Origin of the sequence: Massilia aquatica (assembly GCF_011682045.1) — a bacterium.
In the GTDB taxonomy this organism is placed as follows: Bacteria; Pseudomonadota; Gammaproteobacteria; order Burkholderiales; family Burkholderiaceae_D; genus Telluria_A; species Telluria_A aquatica.
The window spans coordinates 1-15,529 of record NZ_VVIW01000025.1 but is presented as its reverse complement, the minus strand read 5'-3'; the positions used below and the strand labels follow the sequence as shown (position 1 = coordinate 15,529).

13 protein-coding genes are annotated in these 15,529 nt (G+C 62.5%); 9 read left to right on the top strand and 4 right to left on the bottom strand.

All coding sequences use genetic code 11. The features are described from left to right. Positions 1-5 precede the first annotated feature (5 nt). Together F1609_RS27795 and F1609_RS27790 are read left to right on the top strand one after the other, a co-directional pair. Positions 6-1,421 carry a serine hydrolase domain-containing protein gene (locus tag F1609_RS27795; protein WP_167080165.1) on the top strand — a complete coding sequence of 472 codons (1,416 nt, stop codon included), beginning with the start codon at positions 6-8 and terminating at the stop codon, positions 1,419-1,421. A 97-nt stretch (positions 1,422-1,518) separates the two neighbouring features. Continuing rightward, positions 1,519-2,280 carry a hypothetical protein gene (locus tag F1609_RS27790; protein ID WP_167080163.1) on the top strand — a complete coding sequence of 254 codons (762 nt, stop codon included), beginning with the start codon at positions 1,519-1,521 and terminating at the stop codon, positions 2,278-2,280. On the opposite strand, the gene eat is transcribed toward F1609_RS27790, so the two are convergent. Next, positions 2,211-3,593, bottom strand: coding sequence for an ethanolamine permease (eat, locus tag F1609_RS27785; protein ID WP_167080161.1), 1,383 nt, complete (start codon positions 3,591-3,593; stop codon positions 2,211-2,213). The genes F1609_RS27790 and eat overlap by 70 nt on opposite strands. Before the next feature lie 236 nt (positions 3,594-3,829). On the opposite strand from eat, the gene F1609_RS27780 reads away from it, so the two are divergent. Then, complete coding sequence (locus F1609_RS27780; RefSeq protein ID WP_167080159.1) at positions 3,830-6,223, top strand: hybrid sensor histidine kinase/response regulator; 2,394 nt, start codon at positions 3,830-3,832, stop codon at positions 6,221-6,223. Between the two features lie 26 nt (positions 6,224-6,249). Here the strand turns inward: F1609_RS27780 and F1609_RS27775 are convergent, their stop codons facing one another. Further along, the gene (locus F1609_RS27775; RefSeq protein WP_167080157.1) at positions 6,250-7,797 is read right to left on the bottom strand and encodes a hypothetical protein; all 1,548 of its coding nucleotides are present in this window, start codon (positions 7,795-7,797) and stop codon (positions 6,250-6,252) included. 221 nt (positions 7,798-8,018) lie between these two features. Between F1609_RS27775 and F1609_RS27770 the strand changes: the two genes are divergently transcribed. Both F1609_RS27770 and F1609_RS27765 read left to right on the top strand, forming a co-directional pair. After that, complete coding sequence (locus tag F1609_RS27770; protein WP_167080155.1) at positions 8,019-8,825, top strand: TatD family hydrolase; 807 nt, start codon at positions 8,019-8,021, stop codon at positions 8,823-8,825. 324 nt (positions 8,826-9,149) lie between these two features. Next, entirely contained in the window at positions 9,150-9,617 is a 468-nt protein-coding gene (locus tag F1609_RS27765) for a hypothetical protein (RefSeq protein WP_167080152.1), read from the top strand. A 109-nt stretch (positions 9,618-9,726) separates the two neighbouring features. Here F1609_RS27765 and F1609_RS27760 read toward each other — a convergent pair whose 3' ends face one another. Then, entirely contained in the window at positions 9,727-10,329 is a 603-nt protein-coding gene (locus F1609_RS27760; RefSeq protein WP_167080150.1) for a hypothetical protein, read from the bottom strand. A 98-nt stretch (positions 10,330-10,427) separates the two neighbouring features. Then, entirely contained in the window at positions 10,428-10,751 is a 324-nt protein-coding gene (locus F1609_RS27755) for a hypothetical protein (protein WP_167080148.1), read from the bottom strand. 394 nt (positions 10,752-11,145) lie between these two features. On the opposite strand from F1609_RS27755, the gene F1609_RS27750 reads away from it, so the two are divergent. The 4 genes from F1609_RS27750 (at position 11,146) to F1609_RS27735 (ending at position 15,322) form a co-directional block, all read left to right on the top strand. Beyond that, positions 11,146-12,978: an AMP-dependent synthetase/ligase gene (locus F1609_RS27750; RefSeq protein WP_167080146.1), complete on the top strand. Its 1,833-nt coding sequence runs from the start codon at positions 11,146-11,148 to the stop codon at positions 12,976-12,978. Positions 12,979-13,250: 272 nt separating this feature from the next. Further along, a complete protein-coding gene (locus F1609_RS34860) occupies positions 13,251-14,255 on the top strand; it encodes a WD40/YVTN/BNR-like repeat-containing protein (protein WP_167080144.1) in 1,005 nt (334 codons plus the stop codon). Between the two features lie 30 nt (positions 14,256-14,285). After that, positions 14,286-14,474: a hypothetical protein gene (locus F1609_RS27740; RefSeq protein WP_167080142.1), complete on the top strand. Its 189-nt coding sequence runs from the start codon at positions 14,286-14,288 to the stop codon at positions 14,472-14,474. Continuing rightward, entirely contained in the window at positions 14,471-15,322 is an 852-nt protein-coding gene (locus tag F1609_RS27735; protein WP_167080140.1) for a beta propeller repeat protein, read from the top strand. Before F1609_RS27740 ends, F1609_RS27735 begins: the two co-directional genes overlap by 4 nt. Positions 15,323-15,529 lie beyond the last annotated feature (207 nt).

Below are 15,529 nucleotides of genomic sequence, written 5' to 3'. Positions count from 1 at the left end.
CCCTGTTGGCCGCCAGCGTACATGCGGCAGCGCCGGTCCCGGCCAGCGACGCCGAGATCCTGGCCATGATGAAGGCGCGCGTCGATATCGATAAAAAAGGCAGCGGCATGGTGGTCGGCCTGATCGATCCACGCGGCAGCCGGGTGATCTCGTACGGCGCCATGCGCATCGGCGGCGCCCCGGCCGGCGCCGACACGGTTTATGAAATCGGTTCGATCACCAAGGTGTTCACCGCCACCCTGCTCAGCGACATGGTGCTGCGCGGCGACGTCAAGCTCGACGACCCGATCGGCGCCTGGCTGCCGGCCGGCGTCAAGACGCCGCACTTCAAGGGCAAGCCGATCACCTTGCGCGAACTGTCGGCGCAACTGTCGGGTTTGCCGAGCACGCCAGCGAACCTGGCGCCGGCCAATCCCGGCAATCCGTTTGCCGATTACAGCGTTGCGCAAATGTACGCGGCGCTCGGCAGCTACGAGCCGGTGCGCGCCAGCGGCGAGGTGTATGGCTATTCGAATTACGGCGTCGGCCTGCTCGGGCATATCCTGGGCCTGCGCGCGGGGAGCGATATCGAGACCCTGGTAGGCCAGCGCATCGCCAGGCCGCTGGGCATGGACAGCACCGCCATCACTCTCGGCCCCGACCTGAAAAAACGCCTCGCGACCGGTTACGGCGCGCCCGGCAAGGCGGCCCCGAACTGGGACATGCCGACGCTGGCCGGCATGGGCGCGCTGCGTTCGAGCACCACCGACCTGCTCAGGTTTGTCGGCGCCAATGCGGGCCTGATTGATTCGCCGCTGTATCCGGCCATGCAGGCCGCGCACAAACCGCAGCACCCGATCGGCACGCAGCCGGGCGAATACATCGGCCTGGGCTGGCATATTCTCGACAAATTCGGCTCGCACATCGTCTGGCATAACGGCGGCACCGCCGGCTACCGCACCTATATCGGCTTCGATCCGGACACGCGGCGCGGTGTGGTGCTGATGTCCAATTCGCACAGCGGCTCGGACGATATCGCCCGGCGCGCCCTGAACCGCGCCTTCCCGCTGACCATCTACAGCGTGCCGCCGGCGCTGCTGGCCGCTCTGGATCAACGCGGTTATGAACAGATCGGTGCGGTCTACCAGGAGCTGCGCGCCGCCGATCCGCAGTTCAGGCTGGACGAAGCGTTGGTCAACAATTGGGCTTACGAGATGCTGGCGCAGGGCAAGCTGGCACACAGCCTGGCCGTGTTTCAGTTCAACGCGGCGCAATATCCGGCCAGCAGCAATGTGTTCGACAGCCTGGCCGAAGCGTATGAAAAGAACGGCCGCCTGGACGAGGCCGTCGCCAGCTACCAGCGCGCGCTCGAGCTCGATCCGGGAGCGCAGAACGCGCACGACAGCCTGAAACGGCTCAAGGCCGTCAAACCGGGCAAGTGACGGGCAGCAGCTTCAGCGGCGCGCTGCGGCAATTGTCGAAGATCCAATATGATACAGTTGGCGGACGATCAATCAGATTCAGCAAACCAGCGCCACCATGAACATTAAACAGCTCGACGCTGACGACACCCGCGTGCCCATGACCTGCAACGGCCTGCTGATCAGCGACATCGATTCCTTCGCCGCCCTCATGGATGTGGCCGACGAGCAGGCCGCACGCCACCCTGGCACCATGATCTTGTTGACGCTCGACGACCTCGGCCAGTCCGAATATACCTCGGGACACGCCGTCTCCAGCCTGCGCCTGGACGACAGCGACGGCTACGACACCAGCAAACTCGACCCTGCAGCCTACGACAACGGCGAGTACCTGGGCGACCTGGCCACCCCTTCCGAGTTCTTCATTCTCGAAGGAAATTTCAGGAAACTGTGCACCGGGTCCGATTTCGCCGCCGCCTGCGCGCGCGGCATCACCATCGAGGACGAGGAACTCGGCGCCATCGACGCCATCAACGCCGATCCCACGCCCTGGCCGAACTGTTACGCGAGCGCTACGACTACACCCTGTTCGGCATGGGCGCCGCCTGCATCGGCTTCCGCCGCGCTGCGCCGCTGCAGGTCGAGGCGGCGCAGGCGCTGGGACGCGATCTGGCGCGCCTCTACAACTGCGCGGACGCCCAAGCCAGGGCGGCGCGCCTGGCGCAACTGGGCGCCGGGCGCTGCCATCTGCTGCTCAAGTATGTCGAGTACTTCGATAACGCGTAGAGGCATTCGACACGGACATTACCCTCAGGCACGCTCGACCTGCGGCGCGGCCAGCGCCGCGCGCCGTCCCGCTGTCGCCAGGAACACCGCGTAGCCGGCCAGCAGCAAGCCGGCGAACACCAGCGCCATGACGAAGTTGTAGTACACCATCGTCCCCAGGCAGACCAGTGCCCCGAGCAAGGCGAACAGCGGAAAATACGGATACAGCGGCGCGCTGAACGGCCGCGCCATGTCCGGCTCGCTGCGGCGCAGTTTGAACAGCGCCAGCATGCTGACGATATACATCGTAATCGCCCCGAACACCGACATGGTGACGATATTGGCGGTCAGGGTCTGTCCGCCGATCTTGATCAGCTCGTCGCTGTAGATAGCGGCGATCCCGACCACTCCGCCGGCCAGCACGGCCCGGTGCGGGGTCTTGAAACGCGGGTGGATTTTGGCGAAATAATGCGGCAGATAGCCTTCGCGGGCGAGTGCGAAAATCTGGCGCGAATAGCCGAAGATAATCCCGTGAAACGATGCAATCAGTCCGAACAAGCCCAGCCACACCAGCATATGCAGCCAGCCGCTGCTGCCGCCGACGATCATCTTCATCGCCTGCGGCAGTGGGTCGTTGATATTGGCCAGCCTGGTCCAGTCGCCCGCCCCGCCCGCGAACAGCATCACGCCCAGGGCCAGCACCACCAGGGTCAGGATGCCGCTCACATACGCGATGGGAATCGAGCGGCGCGGGTCCCTGGCTTCTTCGGCGGCCATGGCCACGCCCTCGATGGCGAGGAAAAACCAGATCGCAAACGGAATGGCGGCGAACATGCCGGGAACGGCGGCCATGCTGAAGCTGTCCTGCCCGGCCCAGCCGCCCTTGGTGAAATTGACGAGCGAAAAACCCGGCGCCACCACGCCCATAAACACCAGCAACTCGAAGATGGCCAGCAGCGCCAGCATCAGCTCCAGCGTGGCCGCCACCTGCACCCCGATGATGTTCATGGTCATGAAGATCACATACGCCCCGACCGCCACCAGCTTGGGATCGAGCGCCGGGAACTGCACGTTCAGGTAGGCGCCGATGGCCAGGGCGATGGCGGGCGGGGCGAACACGAACTCGATCAGCGTGGCGGCCCCGGCAATGTAGCCGCCCACCGGCCCGAAAGCGCGCTTGCTGTAGGCAAACGGCCCGCCGGCATGGGGAATCGACGTCGTCAGCTCGGTGAAGCTGAAGATGAAGGTGGTGTACATGGCGGCGATGAAGATCGCCGTCACGGCGAAGCCGAGGGTGCCGGCCGAGGCCCAGCCGTAGCTCCAGCCGAAATACTCGCCGGAAATGACCAGCCCGACGGCGATGCCCCACAATTGAAAAGTGCTCAAAGCCTGCTTGAGCGCAGGCGCGCCCGCGGTGTTCGCGTTCATGAGTCACTCCAGTCCGGATAAGGTGGGGAAACGTGATACGACCTTGCGGCCAGCGCCCGGGCATGCTGCCGCCAGGCGCGGGGAAACGCTGCTGACGAGTTAAGTATGCCGTTAAATCAACGGTTTTGGGGAAGAGTTCGGTAGACAATACACAACAAAGTGCATTGCGCCGCCCGATGCCGGGAATTGGCCCGGTGCCTCGTTCGTGCGCCCCATAAATTATGGCAAGATGAGAGATGCATGCGCCTCCCGACCACTTCCTGCTCTTCCGTTCATCGCCTTACCCCTATCTGGTGATGGCGCCCGATCTCACGATCATCGATGCCAACGATGCGTACCTGCGCAGCGTGCGGCGGACCAAGGAGCAGATCGTCGGGCTGTACGTGTTCGATGCGTTTCCGGAAAACCCGGATGATGCCGGCTCGACCAACATCGCCGAAGTCAAGGCCTCGCTCGAAACCGCCATGGCCACCAAACGGCCGCACACCACCCCCTTCCTGCGCTACTCGGTGCCGGTCGAGACCGAAACGGGCACGGTGTTCCAGGAACGCTTCTGGAATGCCGTGCACACCCCGGCCCTCAGGGATGACGGCAGCGTGGCGTTTGTGTATCAGAATGCGATCGACGTGACCGATCTGTACCGGTTCGACCGCCGCACGCAAAGCGCGGCGGTCGCGCTGGGCGGGAGTGCGATCGCCCGAACGGACGAGTTCAACCGCGCGCAAATGCACGAAGCGATGATGCGGGTCGTGAAAGACGAGCGCGGCCACTTGCGCAACCTGTTCAACCAGGCCCCCGGCTTTGTCGCCGTGCTGACCGGGGCGGACCACGTGTTCGAAATGGCCAACGAGTCCTACTACCAGCTGGTCGGCCACCGTGAGCTCATCGGCAAGCCGGTCTGGCAAGCACTGCCCGAGGTGCGCGGACAAGGCTTCGAAGAACGCCTGGCGCAGGTGTACACCACCGGCGAAGCGTGGAAAACGTACGGGATGCGGCTCAACGTCCAGCGCGAAGCCAACGGGCCGACCGAAGAACGCTTCATCGACTTGTCGTACCAGGCCTACCGGGCCGAGGACGGCAGCATTCTCGGCATCTTCGCGCAGGGCTACGATGTGACTGAAGCGCATGACGCGCGCGAGGCGGAGCGCGAAAGCACCGACCGGCTCAACGAAGGCTTGCTGGCGGCAAAAATGGTGGTGTGGGACTGGGACATGGCAACGGACGAACTGTACCTGTCCGAGAACGCCTCACAGGTGCTGGGCCTGCAGTCGAATAGCCGTGGCTTCGTCGACAGTCACGTCCACCCGCAAGACCGGTCCACATTGGACGAAGCGCGCGCACGTGCGCTGGCGCAGCAATCGCGCTTCGAGGTCACGGTGCGCTTCGTGCGTCCCGACAATGGCGCCCTGATCTGGATCGACGTGCGCGGCCGGGTGCGCTGCGACACGGCCGGCGCCGCCTACGCCGTGCGCGGGATTGCGATCGACATCAGCGAGCGCGTTCACGCCGAGGAGGAACTGCGCAAGGCCGACCGGCGCAAGGACGAATTCCTGGCCATGCTGGCCCACGAATTGCGCAACCCGCTGGCCCCGATCAGCACGGCGGCCGAGGTGCTGCGCTTCGCCGGCACCAATCCGGAGCGCGTGCGCGCCACCAGCGAAATCATCTTGCGCCAGGTCAAGCACATGACCAACCTGATCGACGACCTGCTCGACGTCTCGCGCGTGACCCGCGGCCTGATCGAACTGGACGAGGAATGCCTCGATGTCGAGTCGATCGTGCAAGCGGCGGTGGAACAGGCCCGGCCGCTGCTGGACGCGCGCGGACACGTATTGTCTTTACATTTTAGCAGCGTCAAGGCCACCGTCTCGGGTGACCGCACGCGCCTGGTGCAAACCTTGAGCAATCTGCTCAATAACGCGGCGAAATACACCCCGCAAGGGGGCCGCATCGCGCTGACGGTGGAGGTGGACGCGGGCAAGGTGCGCATCAGCGTGCAGGACAACGGGATCGGTATCGAGCCGGCCTTGCTGCCCCACCTGTTCGACCTGTTCACCCAGGGCCGCCGCACCTCGGACCGGGCCCAGGGCGGGCTGGGACTGGGCCTGGCGCTGGTCAGGAGCCTGCTGACGATGCACGGCGGCACGATCGAAACGCGCAGCGAGGGCACGGATATGGGCAGCATTTTTGTGATCACGCTGCCATGCATGGCGCAGCTTGCGCCGCCGCACCTGGCCGATGCGGAACCGGCACCGGCCCCGGTCGCGCCGCTGCGCATCATGGTCGTCGATGACAACCGCGACGCCGGTCAATCGCTGGCCACCCTGCTGCACGCCTGCGGCCATGCTGTGCTGGTTGCCGCCGACGGGCGCGAAGCGCTGGCGCTGGCCGCGTCCAGCCAGTTCGACGCCTTCATTCTCGACATTGGCCTGCCGGGCATGAATGGCTACGAACTGGCCAGGCATATTCGCAGTGAACCAGCGCATGCGCAGGCGATCCTGATCGCGCTCACCGGCTACAGCCAGGCGCATGACCGGGTCTTGTCGAAAGGGGCCGGCTTCGCCCATCACCTGGTCAAACCGGTCGTGCTTGCCGAACTCGAACAGGCACTACGCGGCGCCGTCAGGTAGGCGGCCGGGACGCGCTGGCGCGGATGTCAGTCCGGATACGCCTTCAACAGCACCTGCGCGCTCAAGCCGGTCAACGACTGCTGGCGCTGGTCGTCCCTTTGCTCCTCGCTCAAGCGGGTGTTGCCGGTCAGGTACGGCGCCAGCGCCGCCAGCAAGTCGCGCTGGAGCGCTTGCTGGCCCGGCGTGACGCTATCGGACACCAGCTTGCCCATCGCATAGCTCATCACCCGGGCCGACTGGCTGGCGGACTGACTGAGCGTGGCCTTGACCAGGTGGCCGTCGCTGTAGGCCAGGTTCATCTCGCTGCTGGCCGCATCCTTGATCTGATGGTAATCGTAGTTCTGCGATTGTTCATCGTAATCGAGCCTGAGCGTGGCGCCCGGCGTGCTCGGCGTATGGAAGCTGGCGTTCAACTCGGACTTCTGCTGCTGCGAGATGGTACGCTCGCCCTGGCTGCGCCCGCCCACATCGGTGCTCTGCGACACCTCGTAGGCAAAGCTGTCCTGTTCGCTCGGACGCATCGGATTGATCGCATTCGACGCCTGGCTGAGCGAGGCGCTGAAGTCGGCCAGCCCGCTCAGCGCGGCGCGGTCGCCCGCCGCCAGCTCCCACTTGCCGCCCGCGCCAGCCCCGTTGCGCGGCTGCGCGGCCCCGACATTGCTGTTCAAGCCTGTGAAGGCTTCCTTGAACATGCTCATCAGGCCAGCATCGGCCCTGCCCCGCACCGCCGCCTGGTCGAATTGCTTGAGATGGCTGGCCAGCGCCCGGGCTTGCTGTTCCGGGCTGCCCAGTCCCGCCAGATTGCCGGTATCGACGCTGACCGAGGCCGTGCCGGACGGTCCGCTCAGGCTGACCTTGCGCTGCGCGCCGTCGGCGTGGAAGGCCAGCGACTGGGTCGCTTCCGGGTCGCTGGCGAGCTTGATGGTGGCGCGCAGGTCGACCGAGGCCAGCACTGTCGAATTGAACTGCGTCAAGCCTTGCAGCCTGACCGAGGGCGGCTCCTGCGTCATGCCGTCGATGGCCTCCTGGAAGCCGGCGGCCAGGCCGGCCAGCGCGCTGCGCTCGGCATCGCTCAGTTCGGCGCTGCTGTTCATGCGCACCGCCAGTCCATTGTCGGTGTTATCCAGCGCCAGGGTGAGCTCGACCCCGCTCTTGGTGGTAATGCTGAGCGCTATCTTGTCGTTGCCCTGGCCATGCAGGGATGGCGGCGCGGCCGCGACGCCATAAGGCGACGCTGGCGCGGCGGACGGGGCCAGCTGGACCGATTGGGACATGTTGCCGGCCTCGCCGCGAAACTGGGACAGCAAGGCCGCGCCCAGTCCGCTGAAGCGGCCCGCCGCCGAGCGCGCGCCGACATTCGCGGCCATCAGCGCGCTGACGCCATCCTGCGCCGCCGCTTCCCAATGCAGGGCGGCGCGGCCAGCGGCGGACGCAGACAGGCTCTGCGGACTGAGGCTGACGATGGTCGAGGACACCGGGCGCGGGACGACCTGCTCATCGGTGCGTTGAGAAACCGGTGCAGGACTGCGCAGCGGCACCGTGGTACTGCTGTAAACGGGAGAAATGGCGGTCATGATCGCGATAAGTGAAAAAATGGGCTCTTTATCAACTGGATACTCCCGGCCCAACTAGCCGCCGAAGCAATATTGACATAAGGTTATATCGACGGCAAATCGCAAATCATGAGGGCTCACTGCAAAATATCGCCCTTGTCCGACCACGGGCTTAGCGATGAAGAAGTAGCCCAGCGGAACCATATTGACAGACTATTAAGCTACGTCTCACAATAACGCTCATGCACATATCTCCCCTGATCGACATTGGACTGAACCTGGCCAGCCACCGTTTCACAAGTGATTGGAAACAAGTCCTCGCGCGCGCGCACGAGGCCGGCGTGGAGCGCTTCATCCTGACTGGCACATCGCTCAAGATTTCCAGGGAAGTGGCCCTGCTGACCGAAAAAATGGCCCCCGGGACTGCTTTCTTCACCGCCGGCATTCATCCGCATTACGCGTCCGGGCTCGACGCCGACGCATTGGCCGGCCTGCGCTCGCTGCTGTCGCATCCGAACGCCGTGGCGGTGGGCGAAACGGGTCTCGACTACAACCGCGACCTGTCCCCGCGCAACGTGCAGCGCGCCGCGCTCGAGGCGCAAGTCGAGCTGGCGTGCACGCTTGGAAAGCCCTTGTTCCTGCACGAACGCGAGGCTGCGGACGACCTGCTGGCCATCCTCGATAACTTCAAGGACCGTCTGCCGAAATGCGTGGTGCACTGCTTCACTGGCAACGAGACGGTCGCAAGGCAGTATGTCGAACGGGGCTTTTATCTCGGCATCACCGGCTGGGTCGGGCAGAAAAACCGCAATCAAGACTTGCTGCGCGCCCTGCAAGCCATTCCGCCAGAACGCACGATGCTCGAGACCGACGCGCCCTACCTGACGCCGCCCGGCTACCGTCCGGATATTGCGGGCCGAAACGAGCCAGCGGCGCTGGCGCGCGTGGCCGAACTGCTGGCGATGGCGCGCGGCGTGCCGGTCGAACAAGTCCGTGCCGACGCCTATGCGGCAAGCCTCGCCTTCTTCGGCCTGGAAAGATCGTCGTAGTGCCGCTTTCGTACGGCCGCTTTGGCGCGTACGCCGGAAACAACCTTTACCCAGCGCAGCGGCGGCGTGGCGGCCTTCCGTGACTAGGTAACGCGCTGCGCTGTTGGCGCCAAGGAAAAATCTCGTCGCGACGATGTAATGAAACACCGTATCAATCCAGTGTGCTCACCAGCGCGTTTGATCGCATCGGCGGTTGGGAGAGCTGTTGCTTTGTCATTGATGAGGTTTCGCGGCGATGCCGGGTGGTTTTTTGGGCTTAGAATGGAAATTTGCGCGACACTCCGCGCCCCGCATCCGGCCGGAGCCGGCAAGGAATAATCTGCCATGACGGTATTCTCGCGATGCGACCTCACCTTCATGTGTCGACAAACCTGGAATGATCTTCCAGTAACGGATAGTGCTCATATTCGCTATTGCGGCACGTGCGAAAAGGGGGTCTTTCCGGTCCGGACACGCGCGCAGTTCGAGGCGGCGTCCGCCGTTGGGCGCTGTGTCGCGCTGACAGACGACAACGAAATTGTTGGCTGGATCGGCGAATCCGGCTTTGACTGGATGGCTGAGCAATCGGAAACAGTCGAGTTTCGGATCCCACACCCGCTCGATGCTGCGGCGCAGAGTCGCCTGCGCCTGGCGTTTCCGAAGTTGGAAAATCCGAAAGGAGGATGGCAGGCTGATACCTGGATCGCCATCGGGACATTTTCAGCGCAGGTAGCGGAAGTTCTCACGAAGGACACTCTCGCGCAATTCCCAGATTTCGAGGTTCGTATGCGCTGCGGCGAGGATCTCGGTTAATACAACCGAAATGGAATGGAAATCCAGGACTACCACGCTCATTGTGCCAGGAAAAACCGGCCCGAAGCGCTGCGGCCGGAATCGCGACAGGGCAAAAACTGGCTAAAATCTACGCGCCGCTGTCACCGCTTTTCCGGTCCCGCGCTGCGCCTGCCGCCGCAGGCGCATGTTGTCCGAACGCTGCAAAGACACCATCTTCTCCGATCAGATCGAAGGTGGCCTCATAGTACGACTTTCCCCATTCGATAAATTCATCCGCGTTCATCTGAACCACGCCAAGCAGCCAGTCGGAGCCGTCATCCATCTCATCGGGAATGAGCGCAATGCCGGTTTTCCAGGTTTGGCCATCCTCGCACCAGCAGCAGAATGTCACGTGATCGTATTCGGCGGCCTCATCCTGGAGCGGACTCAAAAACCCGCAAGGGATGCCGTCATAAATCCCGGGCCAGATCCCGAATTCCTCGCGCGCATGCGCACTGACTTCCGATTCATGATCGAACCCTTTGATCAACGCCTTTCCGTCGGGCGTAAAGAAAGCGATTACATGGTCTCCGGCACCATTGTCGTATTTACCCATCGACATGCCGCCGGACCCGTTCTCGTGATACCAGAACGCCCTGAGCCACTCTTCCGACGTGACCGCTGCGTCGCAGACGGCCGCACATTGCATGGCATGTTGAAGCTGAGCAGGTGACAGTTTTGGGGTGTTCATCTATTTAATATCCTGAAATCATTCGAACGGCGCCGTTGCAGGGAAAAGTCCAGCTCACGGCGCGCAGCCGCCGCAAGATGCTGCGCATCCGGCGCGTGTCAGGCCTTCAGCAGATCCCAGAGATAGGATGCCGCCAGCAGCGCGCCGCAAAAAAACAGGATCATCAGGAATGCGTAAAGCATTCGAAGAACGGACAGCCGTTTGCCTGCGGTCTTTTGCTCGACAAAACGACCAGCTCGGTTGCCCCACAGCCCCTGTCCAATGAGTTCTCCAGCCAAGTGCAGCGGCACTGCCAGGACAAGCAGCCATAACCATTGGGTCACTGTTGCCGGCAGTTCGCCGGCGCCAAGCCCGAGCCAAAGCAGTACCAGAAAAACCGATAGACCCACGTAAATCGCCACGACCTTTAATGCGGTACGCATGTTGGATGTCCTTACTCCATCGTCATCGTCAGACTATTGTAAATTATTTAATAGCGTTCAACCACGTAGCAGTAGTAATAGGCATCGGTCGCTCACTTGGCGGCTTGCCCCGGAGCCAGCCGCCGGCAAGATGCGGATACCGGGGGCCGCATTTTGAGTGGCATCTGTGTACTATCCGGATTAGCTCATTACCGGCCGGCCTCGGCATCGCAACCGACCGATCCCCACCAAAACAGCCACCCCCCGCCGCGCGCAACCGGCGTTGCGCATGCCTGGCATGGTACCGGCCGGGTGGCACGCCAGGCGGAATATGCGTGCTTCAGGTGCGTTATCACGTTCTCCCGGTATCATCCGCCTTTCTCTTTGCACGGCCTTGTGCCGTTTTGCGCCACTTATGACCACTTTGATCGATACCAAGCCGAGCGACCCGCTCGCCGCCGTGCACACCCTGGCGGAACTGTTTTCCTGGCGCGTAAAGCACACGCCCCTCGCCAACGCCTACTTACGCTACGACGATATGGGCGAACAATGGATGCCGATTTCCTGGCAGGCCATCGGCGACCAGGTCGAGCGCATCATCCACGCCCTTGCGGGGCTGCGCCTGGCGCGTGGCGCCCGCATCGCCATCTTGCTGCCGAACGGAATCGACGCCGTCGCGCTCGACCAGGCCGCACTGGCGCTGGCGTGCGTGCCGGTGCCGATGCATGCGCTCGACAACCCGGCCAGTATCGCCTACATCCTGGCCGACAGCGAGGCGTCGCTACTGGTGGCCCAGTCGTATGCCCAATGGCAGGCCATCGCCGCGGTCGGCATGGCGCTGCCGGCCTTGCGCCAGGTGGTCATCATGGACGCTGCGGGCCTGGTTCCGGCAGCTGGCGCCGAATGCCCGGTACTGGCCTTCCAGGACTGGCTGATCGCGCGCGCGGACGGCGAACCCGGCCTGCGCGCAGGACCCCGCCATGACGACCTGGCCGCGCTGGTCTACACCTCGGGCACGACGGGCAAACCCAAGGGCGTCATGCTCACCCACGACAATGTGCTTGAAAACGTGAAGGCGACCATGCAGCGGGTGGCGCCGCGCGCGGACGACGTGTTCCTGTCGTTCCTGCCGCTGTCGCACACCTTCGAGCGCACCGCCGGCTACTACCTGCCGATCGCGTCCGGCTCGTGCGTGGCGCACTCGCGCTCGGCGTCGCGGCTGGCCGTGGAGATGAAGGCGGTGCGACCGACCATCCTCATTTCGGTGCCGCGCATTTACGAGCGCGTGCACGGCGCGATCGAGGCTAAACTGGCCGCTTCGGCCCTGAAACTGCGCCTGTTCGCGCTGGCGCAAAGCGTGGGCTGGCGCCGCTTCTGCCGCGCGCAGCAGCTCGCCGTGCCGGACGGCGCGCCGGCCTGGCTGGACGAACTGCTGTGGCCCTTGCTCGACAAACTGGTGGCAGCGAACATCCGGGACCAGTTCGGCGGACGATTGCGCCTGGCCGTGAGCGGCGGCGCGGCACTGCCGCAGGCGATCGCCCACTGTTTCCTGGCGCTTGGGGTGCCGCTGCTGCAGGGGTACGGCATGACCGAAACCTCGCCCGTGGTCGCGGCCAATGGGCTCGATGACAACGACCCGGCCACGATCGGGCGCGCGCTGCCCGGCGTCGAGGTCCGCATCGGCGAGATGCAGGAACTGCAGGTGCGCGGGCGCAGCGTGATGCGCGGCTACTGGAAGCGCGAGGCCGACACGGCCGCCGCCTTCATCGACGGCTGGCTGCGCACCGGCGACCAGGCGGTGATCGAGAACGGGCGCCTGCGCATTCTGGGACGCATCAAGGAAATCATCGTCACCTCCACCGGCGAGAAGATCGCGCCGTCGGACCTGGAGCAGGCCATCACCGCCAGCCCGGCGTTCGAGCAAGCCTACGCGTTCGGCGACAATCGGCCGTTCATCGCCTGCGCGGTGGTCCTGAGCCAGGCCGGATGGGCTGCGATGGCGGCTGAACTCAAGCTCGACCCCGAGGCCGCCGACAGCCTGCGCGCGCCGGCCGCCGCGGCGCTGGCCTTGAAGCGCATTCGCGAACTGACCAAAGGCTTCCCGCATTATGCGCAGCCGCGCGCGGTGGCCCTCACGCGTACGCCGTGGACCAGCGAAAACAGCTTGCTCACGCCTACCCTGAAACTCAAGCGCCTGAACCTGGCGAACCACTTCGCGACGGATATCGAACGGCTTTATCAGCGTTGAGCGAACGCGCCAGGCATCGACGCGTGCGCGGCAAGGCGGCGAGCGGCGCACAGTGCGCGCCGCCACCTGGCCGCGCTGCTTGGCGAGAGCCTCATTCCCGCGACGGCGTGAGGTTAATCGCATACCCTTAAACTTAAGTCCAAAGCATTCCAAAAAGTCTTTTACATTCAATGAATCAGAAAAATGCACAGGTTCGCTGAACCAGCCATTGGCACGCCATTGCCGCCGGACTTAACCGAAGGACAAGGCCGATAAATAATTGGAGCGACAGAATGCAGATTACCGAATCCCAGTACGCGGAATATTTTGAGGGATACACTATTTCCGATTGCGCAGTACGAAGTAATGATATTTTTTGTTTTATATTACGGAATATTGCCGAAGCGGAAGATGCTGGGCCAACTGCGGAGGCATATGTGACCAAGCGGCTGGTGTCTTACTATCCCTACGATCCGATAGACAAGCAATTGGGTAAAACCATTTTCAACCGATATGAAAACCTCACCGTTTGTGCCAGCAAGAATGGGGAGGATAAAGCAGTTGTGACATCGTCTGATGGCTTGGTACTCACCGCGGGCGGAAACGAATCCGGCAAAGAAGAGCCAATTCCCACGCACCACGAAACTGGTCCACGGCGTGGTGCGATTTTTCGCACAAGGCTTATTCAAGGAGTAATGCACGCGGTTGGCAGCGGCCACACCGTCTGCATCAGGGCAGGGAAAAATCGCTGGGAATCGATTTCTCATCATTTGCCGGCGGAGACTTTGGCAGACTTCGAGGACGAAGAGCGGTCCGGGAACATGGACCTTGAGGATATTGACGGCTTCTCGACGCACGACTTGTATGCCGTCGCCGGGAAAGGCTGCGTTTGGCATTTTGACGGGGTAAAGTGGCGTCCGCTGCCCTTCCCCTCAACGATGTATCTTCATTCTGTCTGTTGCGCTGGCGACGGTTATGTTTACGTAGGCGCTCAGTCGGGAAATATTTTTCGCGGCCGCCAGAATGAGTGGAAACAGATCGTCCGTGAGTCGATGACCTTACCATTCCGGGACATAGTATGGCATGCCGATAAACTCTGGCTGAGCAGTGACTACGGCCTTTGGAACATTTCAAACGATAAATTGGTAGCAGCTGAATTTCCATCCTCCGACGTGGCGGTGTGCGCGGGGAATCTCTCGGTTAACGACGGCGTGCTGTTGATGGCAGGAACCAACGGTGCGGCAATTCATGATGGAAAATCATGGCAATTGATTTTTAATACTATGCAATTCGCCTGACGATGGCCGTTGCTTCCTGCAACGGATAGCATGACTATGCAGATGACACTGAAGGAATATGCCACCCACCTCAGCACGTTTTATGTCTATGGATGTGTCGTGCGCGACCGGACGCGTTTTGGCTTTATTGCCGACCGCTGGGCTGGTTTAGCGACGAAGAAGTCGAGGCAGAGGAAAAAAGCGGACGAAGCCGGGATCGTCGCGATAAGCACTTGGTGACGTTTTTCCGTCATGGTGACCCAGGCAAGCAGTGGGGCTCAACGCTGCTGGAAGACTGGGCGACCGTCTACATCGGCGCGGCGACCAAGCCGCAGAGCAAGTTCATTGCACTGGAAATGGAAGACTCCTCGGCCTATGTGATCGGCAGCGGTGTCAGCTACATGGATACCCCGGTCCAGGAATGCAAGGGCAGTCCCGTGCGCCGCGGGTCGATCTTTCGCATCAAGATGATCGAAGGCTACGCCTATGTTTGCGGCGGTAACAGGTCGGTTGGCAAGCGGCTTGGCAAGGGCGAATGGTTTTCGCCCTCGGAGGCCATTCCGAAGCAGGCGAATTCGACTGACGACGGCTTCGATGACATCGCCGGATTCAACGAAAACGATCTGTATGCAGTTGGCGGCAAGGGCGACGTCTGGCACTTCGACGGCAAGACATGGCAGAAGCTGTCGTTCCCCACCAATATCTGGACCAGGACAGTCTGCTGCGGCGGCGATGGCAATGTCTATGTCTCGTGCTACGAGGGATTGACTTTCGTGGGGCGCGAAAACCGCTGGAAGAAAATCCATGACGGCGGCATCAGTCTCGGGTTCAAGGACATGGTCTGGCACGAAGGCAAAGTCTGGTGCACCAACGACAACGGGGTATGGACAATCGAGAACGGCAAGCTGGCGCGGGCCAGCGGCCTGCCCTCGGAAGTCTACGCATGCTCCGGCAGCCTGTCGGTCAACGATGGCGTGATGCTGATGGCTGGCCTGGGCGGCGCTGCATTCATGGAAAACGGCCAGTGGCACAAGCTGTTCCTGCGCGGCGAAATGGAAATGGCCATGCGCAAGTCGGGCGCGCCGTGAGCGGCGCGACCAGCGTTGCCGCGACACCCTTCGTATCACCCAGAATCATTTTTCATACTTTTTTCGTACTAAACAAAAAAGTGCTGTGGTCTAATTTGCTCGGACACCTCAATAGGTGGAAAATCCACCATCTGAGGAGTAATACATGGCAACAAGAAAGCGGAAGACATTCGATCCCAGCCTGAAGCTGGAAGTGGTTCGAATGAT